The organism is Aeromonas enterica, assembly GCF_054052465.1.
Map to the genome: position 1 here is coordinate 36,993 of NZ_JBSTYL010000001.1, position 17,554 is coordinate 54,546.

At 59.1% G+C, this 17,554-nt stretch carries 15 protein-coding genes; 12 read left to right on the forward strand and 3 right to left on the reverse strand.

Going from position 1 to position 17,554, the window contains the following annotated elements; all coding sequences use genetic code 11:
* Positions 1 to 82 precede the first annotated feature (82 nt).
* From mutL to ACW5XD_RS00190, 7 genes are all read left to right on the forward strand, one after another.
* Positions 83 to 1,966 (forward strand): DNA mismatch repair endonuclease MutL, encoded by a 1,884-nt coding sequence (mutL, locus tag ACW5XD_RS00160; protein WP_456493091.1) that lies wholly within the window; start codon positions 83 to 85, stop codon positions 1,964 to 1,966.
* 97 nt (positions 1,967 to 2,063) lie between these two features.
* A complete protein-coding gene (miaA, locus tag ACW5XD_RS00165) occupies positions 2,064 to 2,981 on the forward strand; it encodes a tRNA (adenosine(37)-N6)-dimethylallyltransferase MiaA (protein WP_456493419.1) in 918 nt (305 codons plus the stop codon).
* Positions 2,982 to 3,051: 70 nt separating this feature from the next.
* Positions 3,052 to 3,315 carry an RNA chaperone Hfq gene (gene hfq / locus ACW5XD_RS00170; RefSeq protein ID WP_005311664.1) on the forward strand — a complete coding sequence of 88 codons (264 nt, stop codon included), beginning with the start codon at positions 3,052 to 3,054 and terminating at the stop codon, positions 3,313 to 3,315.
* 63 nt (positions 3,316 to 3,378) lie between these two features.
* Positions 3,379 to 4,665 (forward strand): ribosome rescue GTPase HflX, encoded by a 1,287-nt coding sequence (gene hflX, locus ACW5XD_RS00175; RefSeq protein WP_456493092.1) that lies wholly within the window; start codon positions 3,379 to 3,381, stop codon positions 4,663 to 4,665.
* Positions 4,666 to 4,758: 93 nt separating this feature from the next.
* Positions 4,759 to 5,907, forward strand: coding sequence for an FtsH protease activity modulator HflK (hflK, locus tag ACW5XD_RS00180; RefSeq protein WP_456493093.1), 1,149 nt, complete (start codon positions 4,759 to 4,761; stop codon positions 5,905 to 5,907).
* 3 nt (positions 5,908 to 5,910) lie between these two features.
* Positions 5,911 to 6,795 carry a protease modulator HflC gene (gene hflC / locus ACW5XD_RS00185; RefSeq protein WP_456493094.1) on the forward strand — a complete coding sequence of 295 codons (885 nt, stop codon included), beginning with the start codon at positions 5,911 to 5,913 and terminating at the stop codon, positions 6,793 to 6,795.
* Positions 6,796 to 6,896: 101 nt separating this feature from the next.
* The gene (locus ACW5XD_RS00190; protein WP_456493095.1) at positions 6,897 to 7,085 is read left to right on the forward strand and encodes a DUF2065 domain-containing protein; all 189 of its coding nucleotides are present in this window, start codon (positions 6,897 to 6,899) and stop codon (positions 7,083 to 7,085) included.
* A gap of 79 nt (positions 7,086 to 7,164) precedes the next feature.
* On the opposite strand, the gene ispB is transcribed toward ACW5XD_RS00190, so the two are convergent.
* Positions 7,165 to 8,136 (reverse strand): octaprenyl diphosphate synthase, encoded by a 972-nt coding sequence (gene ispB / locus ACW5XD_RS00195; protein WP_456493096.1) that lies wholly within the window; start codon positions 8,134 to 8,136, stop codon positions 7,165 to 7,167.
* Positions 8,137 to 8,378: 242 nt separating this feature from the next.
* On the opposite strand from ispB, the gene rplU reads away from it, so the two are divergent.
* The 5 genes from rplU to ACW5XD_RS00220 all read left to right on the forward strand — a co-directional run bounded on the left by rplU (position 8,379) and on the right by ACW5XD_RS00220 (position 14,009).
* Positions 8,379 to 8,690: a 50S ribosomal protein L21 gene (gene rplU, locus ACW5XD_RS00200; RefSeq protein ID WP_005304210.1), complete on the forward strand. Its 312-nt coding sequence runs from the start codon at positions 8,379 to 8,381 to the stop codon at positions 8,688 to 8,690.
* A 17-nt stretch (positions 8,691 to 8,707) separates the two neighbouring features.
* The gene (rpmA, locus tag ACW5XD_RS00205; protein ID WP_005311678.1) at positions 8,708 to 8,965 is read left to right on the forward strand and encodes a 50S ribosomal protein L27; all 258 of its coding nucleotides are present in this window, start codon (positions 8,708 to 8,710) and stop codon (positions 8,963 to 8,965) included.
* 192 nt (positions 8,966 to 9,157) lie between these two features.
* On the forward strand, positions 9,158 to 10,363 hold the full coding sequence (cgtA, locus tag ACW5XD_RS00210; protein ID WP_456493097.1) for an Obg family GTPase CgtA: 1,206 nt from the start codon (positions 9,158 to 9,160) through the stop codon (positions 10,361 to 10,363).
* Positions 10,364 to 10,772: 409 nt separating this feature from the next.
* Positions 10,773 to 12,143, forward strand: a complete 1,371-nt coding sequence (locus ACW5XD_RS00215) for a YjiH family protein (protein WP_456493098.1) — start codon at positions 10,773 to 10,775, stop codon at positions 12,141 to 12,143.
* 171 nt (positions 12,144 to 12,314) lie between these two features.
* Complete coding sequence (locus tag ACW5XD_RS00220; protein ID WP_456493099.1) at positions 12,315 to 14,009, forward strand: AMP-binding protein; 1,695 nt, start codon at positions 12,315 to 12,317, stop codon at positions 14,007 to 14,009.
* A 58-nt stretch (positions 14,010 to 14,067) separates the two neighbouring features.
* On the opposite strand, the gene ACW5XD_RS00225 is transcribed toward ACW5XD_RS00220, so the two are convergent.
* Together ACW5XD_RS00225 and ACW5XD_RS00230 are read right to left on the reverse strand one after the other, a co-directional pair.
* On the reverse strand, positions 14,068 to 14,418 hold the full coding sequence (locus tag ACW5XD_RS00225; RefSeq protein WP_456493100.1) for a hypothetical protein: 351 nt from the start codon (positions 14,416 to 14,418) through the stop codon (positions 14,068 to 14,070).
* Between the two features lie 133 nt (positions 14,419 to 14,551).
* Entirely contained in the window at positions 14,552 to 17,524 is a 2,973-nt protein-coding gene (locus ACW5XD_RS00230; protein ID WP_456493101.1) for an HD domain-containing phosphohydrolase, read from the reverse strand.
* Positions 17,525 to 17,554: the final 30 nt, after the last annotated feature.

Sequence of the window (17,554 nt, forward strand, 5' to 3'; positions counted from 1 at the left end):
TTGCCGCAGGAAAAGGGGGGGGCGGTCTTGCTCAGTGGTGACTATGTCTGGATCCCGCAAGACTAAAGGTCAGGAGCAAGCCATGCCGATCCGTATTTTACCGCCCATTCTGGCCAACCAGATTGCCGCAGGCGAGGTGGTGGAGCGGCCCTCTTCGGTCGTCAAGGAGCTGGTGGAAAACAGCCTGGACGCGGGGGCCGACCGGGTCGAGATCGACATCGACAAGGGCGGCGCCAAGCTGATCCGCATCCGTGACAACGGCTGCGGCGTCGCCAAAGACGAGCTGGTGCTGGCGTTGTCGCGCCATGCCACCTCCAAGGTGGCGACCCTGGATGATCTGGAAGGGATCTGCAGCCTGGGGTTTCGCGGCGAGGCGCTCGCCTCCATCAGCTCTGTCTCCCGCCTCACCTTCACCTCCCGCACCCTGGAACAGTCCGAAGCCTGGCAAGCCCAGGCGGAAGGGCGCGAGATGCAGGTCACCGTCAAGCCGGCAGCTCATCCGGTGGGCACCACGGTGGAGGTGGTGGATCTCTTCTTCAATACCCCCGCGCGACGCAAGTTCATGCGCAGCGAAAAGACCGAGTTTGCCCATATCGACGAGCTGGTGCGCCGCATCGCGCTCTCCCGTTTCGATGTCACCCTGATCCTGCGCCACAACGGCAAGGTGATGCGCCAGTACAAGGCCGCCAATACGGTGCCCGAGCAGGAGCGCCGCCTGGCCGCAGTCTGTGGCACCCCCTTCATGCACCATGCGCTGGCGGTGGAAAGCGAGCACAGCGACGTACGGCTGTGGGGCTGGCTGGCGACCCCGGAGGGGGCCAGACCGCAGAACGATCTGCAATACACCTACGTCAACGGCCGCATGATGCGCGACAAGCTCATCAATCACGCCATCCGCCAGGCCTATGACGAGCTGCTGCCCGCCGACCGCTTCGCCGCCTATGTGCTCTATATCGAGCTGGATCCCCATCAGGTTGATGTGAATGTCCATCCGGCCAAGCACGAAGTGCGCTTCCATCAGGCACGCCTCATCCACGATTTCATCTTCCAGGCGCTGTTCACCGCCCTGCACCGGGAGGCGGCCGCCAGAGCCGAACAGGGCGAGCCGCTGGCCGAGACCCTGGTCGAACTGCCGGCCAGCGGACAGCTTGAATACCCGGACCAGGCGCCCCGTCCCGAGTGGTACGGTGCCGAGCACAACTATCGGGCACTGGCTTCGATGGGTGAAGTGCGAGAAGGGGGAGCGGCTCGCGCCGGCAACTATCAGCCGCCCGAGCCCCCCAGCCGGGATGCGATGCGTGGCATGGGCACGCTGCTCACTACTTTGCCCGGTGCGGGGCCCGCATCTGTCGTACCCGCGACCTCGGCGGTGGCGACCAACGCAGTCGTTCAGGCCGCGCCCGGCGTCTGGCGGGCGCTCACCCTGGTGGAGCAGGCCTATCTGCTGCTGGCGCGAGACTGTCAGCTGGGACTGCTCTCTCTGGTGCGGGCCGAGCGCCTGCTGCTGCGCAACTGGCTGCTGGAGGCCTGGGGGCAGGGATTGGCGGCGCAACCGCTGCTGCTGCCGGTCTCCTTCAAGTTGCCCAAGAACTTGATAGCGCTGGTTGAAGAGCAGGAACGTTTGCTCAAACGCATGGGGCTGGAGTTGAAAAACGGGGGGCGCGACACCATGATCCTGACTCGGGTGCCAGCCTTGCTGCGCCAGACCGATCTGGTGCGGTTATTACCCGAATTGTTGCAAATTATCGAGAGCGGATCTGACAGTGATGCGAGCCAGCTGGCTGAAGTATTATGCCAATGGCTGGTAGAGCAGGGGATAAGCCGCGAAAAAGTATATGATTTTTCAACTGCCAGTCGTTTGCTGGCGGAACTTGTGACCGATTTCAGTGACCAACTGGCAGACACGCGCATGGTGCGCCCCGTGTCGTTGACGAGCGTGCTGGCCGAGTTTGCCGATGGCAACTGAGGGGCGGGATGACCGCTTCTTCGACCAATAGCTAAGTTTTTGCAGGTGCGCCCGCTCCGGTGGCGACCATGCAAGGGGAGTTTTTCACGTGGCTGACTTGCCGACTGCAATTTTTCTGATGGGGCCGACGGCCTCCGGCAAGACGGATCTCGCCATCGAACTGTGCCAGGCGCTGCCCTGCGACATCATCAGCGTGGATTCTGCGCTCATCTATCGCGGCATGGATATCGGCACCGCCAAGCCGAGTGCCGACGAGCTGGCCCTGGCACCCCATAAGCTGATTGACATACTCGATCCTGCCTTGAGCTATTCGGCGGCGGATTTTTGCCGTGATGCCCTGCGGGAGATGGACGACATAGTCGCTCGTGGCCGCATTCCGCTGCTGGTGGGGGGCACAATGCTTTATTTCAAGGCGCTGCTGGAGGGACTTTCGCCGCTGCCATCCGCCGACCCCGTCATTCGTGCCGGGATTGAGGAAGAGGCGGCTCGCCTCGGCTGGCAGGCGTTGCACGAGGATCTGGTGCGCATAGACCCAGTCGCCGGTGCGCGCATTCACCCCAACGATCCGCAGCGTCTGAGTCGGGCACTCGAGGTCTATCGCATCAGTGGCAAGACGCTCACCGAGCTGACCCAGGTACAGGGGGAAGGATTACCCTATCGCGTGCATCAATTTGCCATCGCCCCGAGCGATCGCGCCCTGTTGCACCAGCGCATCGAACAGCGCTTTGACAAGATGTTGCAAAGCGGGTTCGAACAAGAGGTCAGGGCGCTCTACGAGCGGGGCGATCTCACCCCCGACCTGCCCGCTATTCGCTGCGTTGGCTACCGCCAAATGTGGGACTACCTGGCAGGGGAAGTGGAGTATGATGAGATGCGCTATCGCGGAATTGTTGCCACCCGCCAGTTGGCCAAGCGTCAAATGACCTGGTTGCGCGGTTGGCCCGAAGTCACTTGGTTGGAATCTGGTGAGTCTGGCAATCTGGCAAGGGTCATGGCCCGTGCCGGAGTGGCTTGACACTCCTGTATAATCAGGTTGTTATATTGATATCCGGTGTTTAAAAACAACAAACTATAAGGAAAAGAAGATGGCTAAGGGGCAATCTCTCCAAGACCCGTTTTTGAATGCGCTGCGCCGTGAGCGGATTCCTGTTTCTATCTATTTGGTGAACGGCATCAAACTGCAGGGTCAGATCGAATCGTTTGACCAGTTTGTCATTTTGCTGAAGAACACCGTGAGCCAGATGGTCTACAAGCACGCCATTTCCACCGTGGTGCCGGCTCGTGCCGTCAACCATCACCAGCACGTTCCTGGCGCAGCTGGCGAAGAACAGGGTGAAGCCGAGGCGTGATATCCCGAGGCGAGACGACTCGCCAGCCCAGATTCATCATGATTCCTGTCGAGGAGCAAGCGCTTGTTTGACCGTTATGAAGCCGGCGAACAGGCCGTTCTGGTACATGTCAACTTCAGCGATGAGGGTGAGCGAGAGGATCTGGAAGAGCTCAAAATGTTGGTGAGCTCGGCTGGGGTCTATGCGTTGGGGGTGGTCACCACCAACCGCAGTGCACCCAGCGCCAAATTTTTTGTCGGCAGCGGCAAGGCTGAAGAGATCGCGTCCCAGGTGCAGATGCTGGGCGCAGACGTGGTGATCTTCAACCATGCCCTGACCCCTGCCCAGGAGCGCAACCTGGAACGCCTGTTCCAGTGTCGGGTTGTGGACAGAACCGGCCTTATCCTCGATATCTTTGCCCAGCGCGCCCGTACTCACGAAGGCAAGTTGCAGGTCGAACTGGCCCAGTTACGCCATCTTTCTACTCGCTTGGTGCGAGGCTGGACCCACCTTGAACGTCAGAAGGGCGGGATCGGGCTGCGCGGCCCGGGTGAAACTCAGCTGGAAACCGACCGCCGCCTGTTGCGTGAACGCATCAAGGCGATTTTGCGCAGGCTCGACAAAGTGGCCAAACAGCGGGAACAGGGTCGTCGCGCCCGTAACCGCAATGAGATACCGACCGTTTCATTGGTGGGTTACACCAACGCCGGAAAGTCTACTTTGTTCAACCAACTTACAGCTGCCAGCGTGTATGCTGCCGACCAATTGTTCGCAACACTGGATCCCACCCTGCGTAAATTGGTGATTCGGGATGTGGGTGATGTGATCCTGGCGGATACAGTTGGATTTATTCGACACTTGCCCCATGATCTGGTCGCGGCCTTCAAGGCGACGCTGCAAGAGACCCGTGAAGCGGACTTGCTGCTGCACCTGGTGGATTGTGCCGATGAGCAGATGCAGGAAAATATCGATTCGGTGCAGCAGGTATTGGCCGAGATTGAGGCCGACGACCGACCCCAGCTAATGATCTGCAACAAGATCGACAAGCTGGCCGATCGTCCGGCGGGTCTGGAGCGGGATGATGAGGGACGCCCGGTGCGGCTCTGGTTGTCTGCCCAGACAGGTGAAGGCTGTGAATACCTGTTTGCGGCTCTGACCGAGTTGCTGGCCGGCTCCATGGTGCATCACACCCTGCAGTTGCCCCCTTCGGCCGCCAGATTGCGCAGTGCGCTCTATCGTCTGAAAGGCATTGAGCAGGAAGGTTTCAGCGAGGAGGGGGATTTTGTGTTGCAAGTTCGCCTGCAACTGGCCGACTGGAACCGCCTCGTGAAACAGGAAGGCGAGAATTTACAACGCTTTATCAGGCATTGATTCGTCGATGAAGATGAATGCTTATTAGACTTCATCAACGATTGATGACCAGATAGAGTTGATATCCATCCGCTTGTATTAATGGAGATGCTGATGGCTTGGAATGAGCCTGGAAACAACGGCAAAGACCGTGACCCTTGGGGGAACAACGGCAAGAATCAGGGACCCCCTGATCTGGACGAGATGTTGCGCAAGGTAAGCCGCCGTTTTGGTGGTTTGCTGGGTGGTGGCAAGTCAGGTGGCGAGATGGGCCGTTTTGGTCTCTCTATCGCGCTGGTCGTGGCCGTGGTGGTATGGGTCGTCAGCGGCTTCTATACCATTCGCGAAGCCGAGCGGGGCGTGGTGCTGCGTTTTGGGGAGTATTCCCATAACGTGGATCCGGGTCTGCGCTGGAAACCGACTTTCATCGACCGGGTTATCCCGGTGGACGTCGAATCTGTACGTTCCCTGCCGGCCTCCGGCTTCATGTTGACCCAGGACGAGAACGTGGTGCGGGTTGAGATGGACGTGCAGTATCGCGTGGTCGATCCCGAGCAGTACCTGTTCAGCGTCACCAATGCTGATGAGAGCCTGAGTCAGGCCACCGACAGTGCCCTGCGTTATGTTGTAGGCCACACCAAGATGGATGATGTCCTGACCACGGGTCGGGAAAAGGTTCGTCAGGAAACCTGGCAGGTGATCGATGGCATCATCGAACCCTATCAGATGGGTTTGCAAATCGTTGACGTCAACTTCCTGCCGGCACGTCCGCCGGAAGAGGTGAAAGACGCCTTCGATGACGCCATCTCCGCTCAGGAAGATGAACAGCGCTTCATTCGTGAAGCGGAAGCCTATGCCCGTGAAGTGGAGCCAAAGGCCCGTGGTCAAGTCAAGCGTCTGGAACAGGAAGCCGAAGGTTACAAGTCCCAGATCGTACTGAAGGCCAAGGGTGAAGTGGCTCGCTTCAATGAGTTGCTGCCCCAGTATCAGGCTGCGCCCGAGTTGACTCGTGAGCGTATCTACCTGGAAACCATGGAAGAGCTCTATCAACAGGCTAACAAGGTAGTGGTGGACATGCCGGCTGGTAACAACAGCATGATCTATCTGCCGCTCGACAAGCTGTCTGGCAAGGCGAATGCGGTGCAACCGGCTCGTCCGGCTGGTACACCTGTGGTGGAGCAGACTCCGCCGTCCAATGAAGGTGCCAACTCCACACCGACTCCGCTGCGTAGCGGTGACCGTTTCAGCTCAGGGAGAAACTAATAGATGAAAAAAATAGCTATTGGTGTCATCGCTGTAGCCGCAATGGTCTGCTTCTCTTCTGTCTTTATCGTTGATGAAGGTCAGAAGGGGATAGTGGTGCAATTTGGCAAGGTGAAGCGGATTGAATCCGGCGAGCCACGGCTCTATGAGCCGGGCCTGCACTTCAAGGTGCCGCTCATCGATCAGGTTCGTAAGATGGATGCCCGCATCCAGACCCTGGAAGGCCAGGCGGATCGCTTCGTCACCTCGGAGAAGAAAGACCTCATCATCGACTCCTACGTGAAGTGGAAGATCGAGGACTTCTCCAAGTACTACCTGGCAACCGGTGGTGGCAACAAGATCCAGGCCGAAGACCTGCTCAAGCGCAAGATCAACAACGGTCTGCGCTCCGAGATCGGTAACCGCACCATCAAGGACATCGTCTCTGGTGAGCGCAGTACCGTGATGGAAGATGCCCTGATGAAGATGGCGCGCTCCTCCGAGCTCGGCATCAAGGTGGTGGATGTGCGGATCAAGCAGATCAACCTGCCGGTGGAAGTCTCCAGCTCCATCTATCAGCGGATGCGTGCCGAGCGGACTGCAGTAGCTCGTGAGCATCGCTCTCAGGGTCGCGAGCAGGCAGAAATCCTGCGTGCCGATATCGACCGCAAGGTGACCGTCATGATCGCCGACGCAGAGAGTAATGCGCGTCAGTTGCGTGGTGAAGGGGATGCCGAAGCCGCCAAGATCTATGCCGACAGCTACAAGAAAGACCCCGAGTTTTTCAGCTTCGTGCGTAGCATGGAGGCCTATCGCAAGAGTTTTGCCGGTGGCAACGACCTGATGGTGCTCAAACCAGACAGCGAGTTCTTCCGCTACCTCAAGTCTCCTCACGGCACCAAGCAGTAAGAGACAAGCAATAAGACCAAAGGGCCTGATGATTCAGGCCCTTTTGCTTTATGGCGCCAGACCCCGCCGATACGGGCGGCTTTTTTGTGCAAGGAGCTGGAATGCTGACATCCATGTTGATGGGATTGGGGCTGCTATTGCTGTTTGAAGGGCTTGGCCCCCTGCTGATGCCGAAGGCCTGGCAGCAGATGTTGCGGCTGCTCAGCGATCAGCCACCCGAGCAGTTGCGCCGTATCGGTGGCTCGCTGGTGGTGGCGGGCGCAGTGATCCTCTGGATGCTGAGCCATTGAGCCATTTTGCTGGCACTAAAGCGCAGACAATAAAAAAGAGGCCAAAGGGCCTCTTTTTCATCCAGCAGGAGCCGTTGGCTCAGGCGTTGCGCTGTACTGCCATCTGGGCCAGGGTTTCCAGCGCCTGCTTGTGCTGGGAGTCCGGCAGGACGGCGAGCGCAGCGATGGCCTTGTCGGCCTCTTCCCGGGCCCGCATGCGGGCGTACTCCAGCGCACCGGTGCGATCCAGAATGGCCAGGATCCGGTCGAGATGCTCCATGCCGTTGCGGTGCTCGATGGCATCGCGCACCAGCTGACGCTCTTCGGGCGAACCCACTTCCATGGCCCGCAGCAGCGGCAGGGTTGGCTTGCCTTCGGCCAGATCGTCACCGACGTTCTTGCCCATCTCATCGCTCTGGGAGCAGTAGTCCATCACGTCGTCGATGATCTGGAAGGCGGTACCCAGATACTTGCCATAGTCGGTCATGGCCTGCTCAACGGGTTCAGGCTGATGGGTCAGCACGGCAGCGAGGCGAGTCGCGGCCTCGAACAGCTTGGCGGTCTTGCAATAGATGACCGTCATGTAGCTCTGTTCCGTGGTGTCCGGATCGTTGCAGTTCATCAGCTGCAACACTTCGCCTTCGGCGATGGTGTTGGTGGCATCCGACAGTATCTCCATCACCTTGAGGTTGGAGAGCTCGCTCATCATCTGGAAGGAGCGGCTGTAGAGATAGTCACCCACCAGCACGCTGGCAGCATTGCCAAACAGGGCGTTGGCTGTCTCCCGGCCGCGGCGCAGGTCGGATTCGTCGACCACGTCGTCGTGCAGCAGGGTAGAGGTGTGAATGAATTCTATGATGGCGGCGAGCTTGAGATGATCCTGACCTTCGTATCCCAGTGCGCGGGCGGCCATCACTGTCAGCATGGGGCGCATCCGTTTCCCGCCTGCACTGACAATATAGAAACCCAGCTGGTTGATCAGGCTGACATCGGACTGGAGTCTCGCCAGGATCAGTTCATTGACCGCCGTCATGTCGGCGGCACAGAGCGCACGGATAGTCTGTTGGTCCATAAGTCTCGTAACGTGACGGCAGCAATAACTGCGGTTTTAGCAATGGCGGGGATTCTACACGATTTCACAATGGGTTACAGTTAAGCGTTTATTCACGGCGGCAGATATGCGCACAAAATAAACTTTTTGCTAAATTGGCCTTGCCTGAGCAAATCGATTTGCGTAGAATGCCGGCCCATTGTTATAGGTTTTTGCGCGTGTCTGGCCTTGAGCAAATGACACGCCTTTACGGAGTTAATCAAATGTACGCGGTATTCCAAAGCGGCGGAAAACAACACCGTGTGGCCGAAGGTCAAATCGTTCGTCTGGAAAAGCTGAACGTTGAGACTGGCGCTACCATCGACTTCAACGAAGTTCTGATGGTTGCTGCAGGCGACACTTTTAAAGTAGGTGCTCCTTTCGTTGAAGGTGGCAAGGTTGTAGCTGAAGTTGTGGCTCACGGCCGTGGCGAGAAAGTGACTATCGTCAAGTTCCGTCGTCGTAAGCACCATCGTAAGCAAGCGGGCCACCGTCAGTGGTTCACTGAAGTCAAAATCACTGGCATCAGCGCTTAATTAGAGGAGTCCGATAGATGGCACACAAAAAAGCTGGCGGTTCATCCCGCAACGGTCGCGATTCTGAAGCTAAACGCCTTGGCGTTAAGCGTTTCGGTGGCGAAACAGTTCTGGCAGGCAGCATCATCGTTCGTCAACGTGGTACCAAGTTCCACGCTGGCACCAACGTTGGTCTGGGCACCGATCACACCCTGTACGCGAAAGCGACCGGCAAGATCCTGTTCGAAGTTAAAGGTCCGCTGAACCGTAAGTACGTTAGCATCGTTGCTGAGTAATTACGGACCGCAAGGATCCGAAGCCCCGCCAACAGGCGGGGCTTTTGTTTTTCTGACGCAGTTTACGAAAAAACGGAACGCAGATGTGCCTGGTGTTGCGCGAGGCATTCATCGCTAAGATGCGTATCGCCCGCAGGGGCCTGTACCACTATAATTGCGTATCGGTTTTTCGAATTAAGGTGACGGTTACCTATGAAGTTTGTTGATGAAGTCCAGATTCGAGTCGATGCCGGTGACGGTGGTAACGGTTGTGTCAGTTTTCGCCGGGAGTTGTATATTCCCAACGGTGGTCCGGATGGCGGAGACGGTGGCGATGGCGGCGATGTCTATCTGATTGCCGATGAAAACCTGAACACCCTGATCGATTACCGCTTCGAACGCTTCCATGCGGCCGAGCGCGGTGAGAACGGCCGCAGTGCCAACTGTACCGGTCATCGTGGCAAAGACAAAGTGCTGCGTGTTCCGGTCGGAACTCGCGCCAGTGATGAAGATACCGGTGAGCGACTGGGCGACTTGACCACTCATGGTCAGAAGTTGATGGTTGCCAAGGGTGGTTTCCACGGTCTGGGCAACACCCGCTTCAAGAGCTCCGTCAACCGGGCGCCGCGCCAGAAGAGCAGCGGTACGCCGGGTGAAGTACGTACCCTGAAGCTGGAACTGTTGCTGCTGGCCGACGTCGGCATGCTGGGTCTGCCCAACGCGGGCAAGTCCACCTTTATCCGCGCCGTCTCTGCGGCCCGTCCGAAAGTGGCTGACTACCCCTTCACCACCCTGGTACCTAACCTGGGCGTGGTGCGTGGCGAGAACTCCCGCTCCTTCGTGATTGCTGACATTCCGGGTCTGATCGAGGGTGCCGCCGAAGGCGCAGGTCTGGGGATCCGCTTCCTCAAGCACCTGGAGCGTTGCCGCGTGCTGCTCCACCTGGTGGATATCTGCCCGGTAGATGGCTCCGATCCGGCCGTGAATGCCGTGACTATCGTCAAGGAGCTGGAAAAATACAGCCCCGAGCTGGCGAGCAAGCCGCGCTGGCTGGTATTCAACAAGATGGATCTGATCCTGGAAGAAGAAGCGGTCGAGGTGATGGAGCGCGTCAAGGCTGCGCTGGCATACGAAGGCCCTGTCTACCAGATCACTGCCATCAGCAAGGAAGGCACCAAGAAGGTGTGCTACGACATCCTGGATCTGCTGGATACCATGCCGCGCACGCTGGTCGAAGATGCCAAAGAGGCCATCGAGAAGGTGGAGTTCAAGTGGGATGATTACCACAAGAATCAGCTGGCCCAGGCCGAAGCGGAGGCCGCAGCGGCTTCCCTGGCCTTCGATGAGACCCTCGACGATGACGACGACTGGGATGATGACGAAGATGATGGCGTTGAAGTCATCTATGTTCGTGACTGATCACGCGGTCCTGCCTGATCGGTGTGGCATATCTGCCCATCGATGAGAAAAACCGGAGTCTGGCAACAGACTCCGGTTTTTCTATGAGGGTCATCCAGACTAGCCTGATCACCCTATAGATATATTTCTTATGTCACTTATTGCCTGCCAACCGCAACTGATTATACTGCGCACCTGAATGCAACCTAATTGAAACAATATGCTAACCATTCTTGATGAATTGATATGCATATCTGTTTTGGGTCATTCTTATGGAAGGTTTGCCTGTTAAAATATTTATGCTTTAAATGATCCGTTAAAGGCTTGTTTGTGCATTTTATTGGAGTATTCTTGCGCCCGTTTTGCCGGGCGAGAGCATGAATATGCAAGGTGGCCTGGCTAAGGAAAAGTAACATTAAGGCTGTAGACCATGCTGGAAAAGACTCTGCAAGCACCTGCGCTCAATACCCGTCGCAACGTGCTGATGTTCCTGGTCCCGTCACTCGTCGGGATCCTGCTGTTCATGACCCCCGTCATCTATGACGGTAATGTCACCATACCTGTTGCTGTGCTGGCGAAGCTGGTGCAGACGGTATTTGCCGATTATCTGGTGGCCATGGTCAGTGCCATCATCACCACCACCATGTTGATGACGCTGATCACCTGGTTGTTCAAGCCGGCCATTCTGGTGCGACGCCCCTTCCTCAACAGCCTGTTCAATGTCTCTCCCTTCTGGGCCTGCGTGCGGGTGCTGGGTGGCGTGTTCGTGTTGCTGACCTTCTTCGAGGCGGGCCCGGCGGCCCTGCGTTCAGATGCGACCGGCGGCTTGGTGCTGCACGATCTGCTGCCTGTGCTGTTCTCGGTATTCATCTTCGCCGGCCTGTTGTTGCCTCTGTTGCTGGATTTCGGCCTGCTGGAATTCGTCGGCACCATGATGACTCGCATCATGCGCCCCGTGTTTCGGTTGCCGGGTCGCTCCGCGGTGGATTGCTTCGCTTCCTGGCTGGGGGATGGTAGTGTCGGCATCCTGCTCACCAGTAAACAGTATGAAGGCAAGTTCTACACCCAACGCGAAGCCGCCGTCATCGGCACCACCTTCTCGGCGGTTTCCATCACCTTCTGTCTGGTGGTGATCTCGCAGGTGAGGCTGGAGCACATGTTCGTGCCCTTCTACCTGACGGTCTGCCTGGCGGGTGTGGTGGCTGCCATAGTCGTGCCGCGCCTGCCGCCGCTCTCCTGGAAGAAGGACGTCTATGCCGATGGAACCCCCCTATGCCGCCAGCAGGAGTCAGTTCCTCATCAGCACAGCGTGCTGAGCTATGGCTATGAGCGGGCCCTGACCAAGGCCGAGAGCATGACGGACATGGGCGCAGTGGCGCGAGAAGGAGTGAAGAACGCACTCGACATGGTGTTCGGCGTGTTGCCGGTGGTGATGGCCATCGGGACTTGCGCCCTGATGCTGGCCGAGCACACCTCCCTCTTCAACTGGCTGGGGGCGCCATTTGTGCCCTTGCTGGAGCTGCTGCAACTGCCGGAAGCCGAGGCGGCGTCCAAGACGATCATGGTGGGCTTTGCCGACATGTTCATCCCTGCTGTGCTGGCATCGACCATAGAGAGCGATATCACGCGTTTCGTGATCGCCGCCATGTCAGTCACTCAGCTCATCTATATGTCAGAAGTTGGCGCTTTGCTGCTGGGCAGCAAGATACCGGTCAAGCTGTGGGAGCTGTTCGTGATCTTCCTGCTGCGTACCCTTGTCACTCTGCCGGTCATCGCCGGTGTAGCGCATCTGTTGTTCTAGGGCTGTTGCCTTGGATGAAAAACGGTCAACCTCGGTTGACCGTTTGTCATGGTGGATATTAGACCAAAGGGAGTCTTTTTAATGACGTGTTTTTACATTAACTTAACAATCTGAAAAGTGTGCCAGCCGAGCAGTAGGCAATTCCAATCAAACGCGACCAGGAGTTACCCCATGACCTCACTGCTCAGCTACCGGGCCGGTCCCTGCGATCAGCCCCTGCTCCATCAGACCATAGGCGAATATCTGCAAGAGATAGCCGAACGCTTTCCCGATCGGCCCGCTGTTGTGGTGCGTCACCAGCAGATCCGCTGGAACTACCGTGAATACCTGACCCAGATAGACAGGTTGGCGCTGGGCTTGCTGGCACTCGGCATTCGACCGGGTGACAGGGTCGGCATCTGGTCACCGAACAACATAGAATGGTGTCTGGTGCAGTTTGCCACCGCTCGCATCGGCGCCATCATGGTCTGCATCAACCCTGCCTACCGTAGTCATGAGCTGGCATTTTCCATCAACAATGTGGGTTGTCGTGCCCTCATCTGTGCCAGTGTCTTCAAGGGCAGCGACTACCTGGCGATGCTTAATGAGCTGGCCCCGGAATTGCTCAGTTCATCGCCCGGGCAGCTGGTCAGCGCCCGCTTGCCGAGTCTGGAAATGGTGATCCGGCTTGGTGAGGAGACCACCCCGGGCATGCTCAACTTCCCCGAGGTGCTGGCGTTGGGGGACCAGCAGGATCCGGCCCGGCTTGTGCAGATCGCGGCCACCCTCAAACCCGATGACGCCATCAACATTCAATTTACCTCGGGCACCACGGGCAATCCCAAGGGGGCAACGTTAAGCCATAGCAACATACTCAACAACGGCCGTCAGGTGGCGCGGGGCATGGCGTTCTGCGAGCAGGACAGGCTCTGTATTCCGGTTCCGCTTTATCACTGTTTCGGCATGGTGCTCGGCAATCTGGTCTGCATCAGTGTGGGGGCCTGCGCTCTGTTTCCATCGGAGGCATTCGATCCTGTGGCGACCCTGCAGATGGTGAGCGAGGAGCGTTGCACAGCCCTGCATGGCGTACCGACCATGTTCATTGCCGAGCTGGAGCTGCCCGGCTTTGGTGAGTTCGATCTCTCCTCCCTGCGTACCGGCATCATGGCGGGGGCCATCTGCCCCGAGCCCTTGATGCGCAAGGTGCAGACTCTGATGCACATGACCGAGGTAACCATCGCTTACGGCCAGACCGAGTGCAGCCCCATCAACCATATGACCGCCATTGATGCGCCGCTGGACAAGCGGGTCACCACGGTCGGCAGGGCCCTCGATCATACCGAGATCAAGCTGGTCGATCTGAGTGGTGAGACTGTCGCTATCGGTGAACGTGGCGAGATCTGTTGTCGCAGCAACGGCGTGATGCAGGGTTACTGGCAGGATCCTGCCAAGACGGCAGAGACGATAGATCAGGAGGGTTGGCTGCACTCGGGAGATATCGGCATCATGGACGAAGAGGGCTATGTGCAGATCGTCGGGCGCAGCAAGGAGTTGATCATTCGTGGTGGCGAGAACATCTACCCGCGCGAGATAGAGGAGCTGCTCTACGACCATCCGGCGGTGCAGGATGCGGCCGTGTTCGGGGTCGACAGCGAGCGCTACGGCGAGGAGGTATGCGCCTGGGTCAAGCTCAGGCCGCAGCATGAGGTCAGCGAGGAGGAGATCAAGCACTTCCTCTCGGCCCGTATCGCCTACTTCAAGGTGCCAAGATACATCCGCTTCGTGGAGGAGTACCCCATGACGGTGACCGGCAAGTTGCAGAAGTTCAAGATGCGAGAAGCCATGAGCCGCGAGCTTGCCCGCCAGTATGCCAAGGCGGCGCGTTGAGACGGTTTAGCCGCAATTGAAGAGGGACCCGAGGCCCCTTTTTCGTTGCCGGCTCTTGCTAGCGAGGCGCGATATTCAAGTCCGTAGGACACTGAATGGTCAGCGAATGGACTGTGTTGGTCATGCGATAGGGCTTGCCGGCCTTGTAGACCTTCTTCTCGTCGTCGTAGCTACCCGCCGTGTACTGGGTGGAGTAGAGCGTCTGCTGACGGCGATCCGTCTCCTTGTAGCCCTGCGGGCAGGTCTGGTTGGCCTGCTGGAAGCAGGCCGTCATGCTGCCGCACTCAATGTAGAAGCCGCGCTGGTTGGTGTCGGCCAGGTGTACCGGGGTGACGGTGGGTGGGGGAGGCAACAACAGTGAGCAGCCGGACAGCGTCAGTGTGCCCAGCAGGATGAGATGTTTTGACATAGATAACCTGAACAGTGTGGTGTGACAAAGAGTGAGGGGGAGTCTATTGCTCCCCCTTCGCTATAGGGGCACTGTTATAACCAGCGCGGTGTGCTCAGGCCAGTCCGCAAATGTAAGAAAATATGACCCGCCCCTATGCCAGTGTGGCCAGCAGGGCTGTTTCATCCACCTGGTCCAGCTGCTCGGGGGCGAGGAAGCGCACGGCGTAGTCGCGCCAGATGCCGCTGCTGACAAACAGGGCAAACAGGGCGGGATCGATGTGCTGCTCACGTACCATGCTCTGCATGATGGCCAGCGACTCGGACACCGTCTTGCCCGATTTGTAGGGGCGATCGCTCGCAGTCAGCGCCTCGAAGATGTCGGCGATGGCCATGATGCGGGCCGGGATGCTCATCTGGCTGCCCAGCAGCTGGCGTGGATAGCCCTTGCCGTCCATCCGCTCGTGGTGGCCGCCGGCAATCTCGGGCACGCTGCGCAAATGGCGTGGGAAGGGGAGCCGCTCCAGCATGCGGATGGTCTGAATGATGTGTTCGTTGATCTTGTAGCGCTCCTCTTCGGTGAGGGTGCCGCGGCCGATGGCTAGGTTGTAGCGCTCCCCCCGGTTGTAGAGATGAGTAGGCACCTTGACCTTGAAACCCCAGGGGTTGCGTTCGTCCAGCTGATCGTGGGCGGGACGGGGAATGAGGTGGGCTGGCTTGTCCGCCAGCAGGGGCTCGACGCATGGCAGCGGTGTGGCCGGCTCGCTCTGGCGCAGCTTGAGCTCCTCCCGGCTGATGCCGAGCCGATCGTCCAGGGTGCGCAACCAGGTGCGGTCGGCGATGGCATTCAGCCGTGTCAGCTTCTCCGGTGCCATCCACTCACCTCCCAGGTTGCACTCGGCGACGAAGGCAAACTCCTGGTCCAGGGTGCTCCAGAGCGGTGCCACCTCGTTCCTGGCCGCTTCCCGCTCCGATGCCGGCAGGCGCGCCGCCAGCGCTTCAATGTAGCCGTCGCGCTTGAGCACCTCGAAACGGGTGCGGATCTCGTGGATCCGATCGTAGAGGGTCTCCAGCTTGGTAGCCTTGTCGACCACGAATTCCGGCGTGGTGACCTTGCCGCAGTCGTGCAGCCAGCTGGCGATATGGATGGCTTCCCACTCCTCCTCATTGAGCCGAAAATCGGCAAACGGACCTTGCTGTTGTGCACAGGCCGCCTCGGTCAGCATCCGGGTCAGCTCCGGCACCCGCTGGCAGTGCCCGCCGGTGTAGGGGCTCTTGGCGTCGATCGCGCCGGCCATCAGCTCGATGAAGGACTCCAGCAGCTGTTTCTGCTCCTCCAGCAGGCGCTGGTTCTCGATGGCAGAAGCCGAGGTGCCAGCCAGCGCCTCGATCAGGCTGATGCGCGAGGCCAGCTCGCGCGCCGAACAGTCAGGCAGGATCAGCAACAGGCAGCCGATCAACTCCTGGCGATGGTTGCGCAGAGGCTCGACCACCAGCTGGCACGGGCCGGGGAAGGGGCCCCAGCTCGCCAGATGCTGCCGCCAGACATGATCGTCGACGGGAAGGGTGAGTCGCTCGCTCCGGGCCAGCTTGCCGAGCAGCGCTTCCTGCCAGGGGACTTGCCCGGCAGGCATGGCTTGTTGTCGCCAGCTCGCCTCTACCGCCACCATGCCCTGCTCCTGAGCCAGGTAGAGACAGCCCCCTTCAGCCTGCACTGCGGCTATGGTCTCATGCAGGATGCGGTTGAGCAGAGAGTCGAAGCGGTGCTCGGCCGCCAGCGCGCGGCCCATGTTCATGAAATTGCCCAGAGTCAGTCGCATGCCGGACATGGTACGGGCCAGATCGTCGATCTCGCGAATGGCAGACTCCGGCACTTGACTCTTCCCAAAGTCGAAGTGCTGGATCCGCTCCGCCTCCTGGGTCAGGGCCAGCAGCGGGGTGGCGGTACGGCGGGAGACCAGCCAGATCACCGGCAGCAGCAACAGCAGGCCCGTCAGTGCCCAGCCGAGATTGACCAGCGCCTCGTCACGAGCCTGTTGATAGAGCAGGTCGGTCGATACCAGCAGGGCGATATGGAAGGGGGAATCGGTCCCAAGGGGGGAGAGGTTGATCAGCCAGTCACTGCCATCGGCGGCGGTCAGGTTGAGCTCCGCCGGGTCGCTCAGCAAGGCGGGCTGGCTGATGATCCGCCGTTGCAGGTCGGGCAGGGCCGGGTGGGGCAGGCTGGCCAGCGTGGGCAGCTGGCTCAGCTGCTCGAAGCTGGGGAGATGCCTGGGATCTGCGGCCAGCAGGGTGGCGTATTCGTCGAACAGGATCACCTGGCTCTGGGCGGGTAGCTGCAACTTGCCGATCAGGGCTGACAGCCCCTCGACACTGGTATCGAGCCCGATCACCGCCCGTCTGTCATCACTCTCCACCGCCAGCGTCATACCCGGCTCCTTGGTGGTGAAGAAGAGATAGGGGCTGGTGGTGGCGATCCCCGCGCGCCAGCGTGCCTGCTTGTACCAGTCGCGGCTGCGGGGATCGTAACGGTAGTGGGGCATGGCCCTGCGCTCGATCAGGGTCAGCCGCTGATCGAAATAGAGAAACTCCCCCTTGCCCTGACTGATGCTTTGCACCAGCAGGGTACTGGTGGCCGGCACGCCGCCCAGTTGGGTCTTGGCCCGCTCGGTCAGCTTGCGCACCAGAAAGAAGTCGCCATCCTCATAGCCGGCGTAGACGGCGCCATAGCTGGGGCTGTTGGCCAGCACCTCCGTCAGTTGCGGCAGGTAGCCCAGGCGATCATCCAGGCTGGTCATGGCCGCCAGCTGGCCGCTGCGCAACAGGCTGAGCGACATGCGGGCCGGCCGCTCATTCAGCTGGAGCGCGAGGGACAACTGTTCCCGGTATTGCAGAAAGTTCTGTCGCTCATGCTCCAGCCCCTGGCGCGCCCCTTGCTGGAACTGCAAGGCGATAAGGGCGCTGCCCAGCAGGGTAAACAGCAGGATGAAGAGGGTGGCGATATGCACATAAAAGGGTTTACGACCTGGCCTGGCAGTTGTCATGGACGCATCCTTGTCACACGGGCGATTGCAGAGACGATCAGTCTGCAGTGTGCCAACAGGATGACAAAAAACACAATAACCCACTCAGAAATATCAGGATATGACCGGGGAAAG

Coding starts and splice junctions, on each gene's coding strand:
- mutL (WP_456493091.1), top strand. CDS start 83: ATGCCGATCCGTATTTTACCGCCCATTCTGGCCAACCAGATTGCCGCA.
- hfq (WP_005311664.1), top strand. CDS start 3,052: ATGGCTAAGGGGCAATCTCTCCAAGACCCGTTTTTGAATGCGCTGCGC.
- hflK (WP_456493093.1), top strand. CDS start 4,759: ATGGCTTGGAATGAGCCTGGAAACAACGGCAAAGACCGTGACCCTTGG.
- hflC (WP_456493094.1), top strand. CDS start 5,911: ATGAAAAAAATAGCTATTGGTGTCATCGCTGTAGCCGCAATGGTCTGC.
- ACW5XD_RS00190 (WP_456493095.1), top strand. CDS start 6,897: ATGCTGACATCCATGTTGATGGGATTGGGGCTGCTATTGCTGTTTGAA.
- ispB (WP_456493096.1), bottom strand. CDS start 8,136: ATGGACCAACAGACTATCCGTGCGCTCTGTGCCGCCGACATGACGGCG.
- rplU (WP_005304210.1), top strand. CDS start 8,379: ATGTACGCGGTATTCCAAAGCGGCGGAAAACAACACCGTGTGGCCGAA.
- rpmA (WP_005311678.1), top strand. CDS start 8,708: ATGGCACACAAAAAAGCTGGCGGTTCATCCCGCAACGGTCGCGATTCT.
- cgtA (WP_456493097.1), top strand. CDS start 9,158: ATGAAGTTTGTTGATGAAGTCCAGATTCGAGTCGATGCCGGTGACGGT.
- ACW5XD_RS00215 (WP_456493098.1), top strand. CDS start 10,773: ATGCTGGAAAAGACTCTGCAAGCACCTGCGCTCAATACCCGTCGCAAC.
- ACW5XD_RS00220 (WP_456493099.1), top strand. CDS start 12,315: ATGACCTCACTGCTCAGCTACCGGGCCGGTCCCTGCGATCAGCCCCTG.
- ACW5XD_RS00225 (WP_456493100.1), bottom strand. CDS start 14,418: ATGTCAAAACATCTCATCCTGCTGGGCACACTGACGCTGTCCGGCTGC.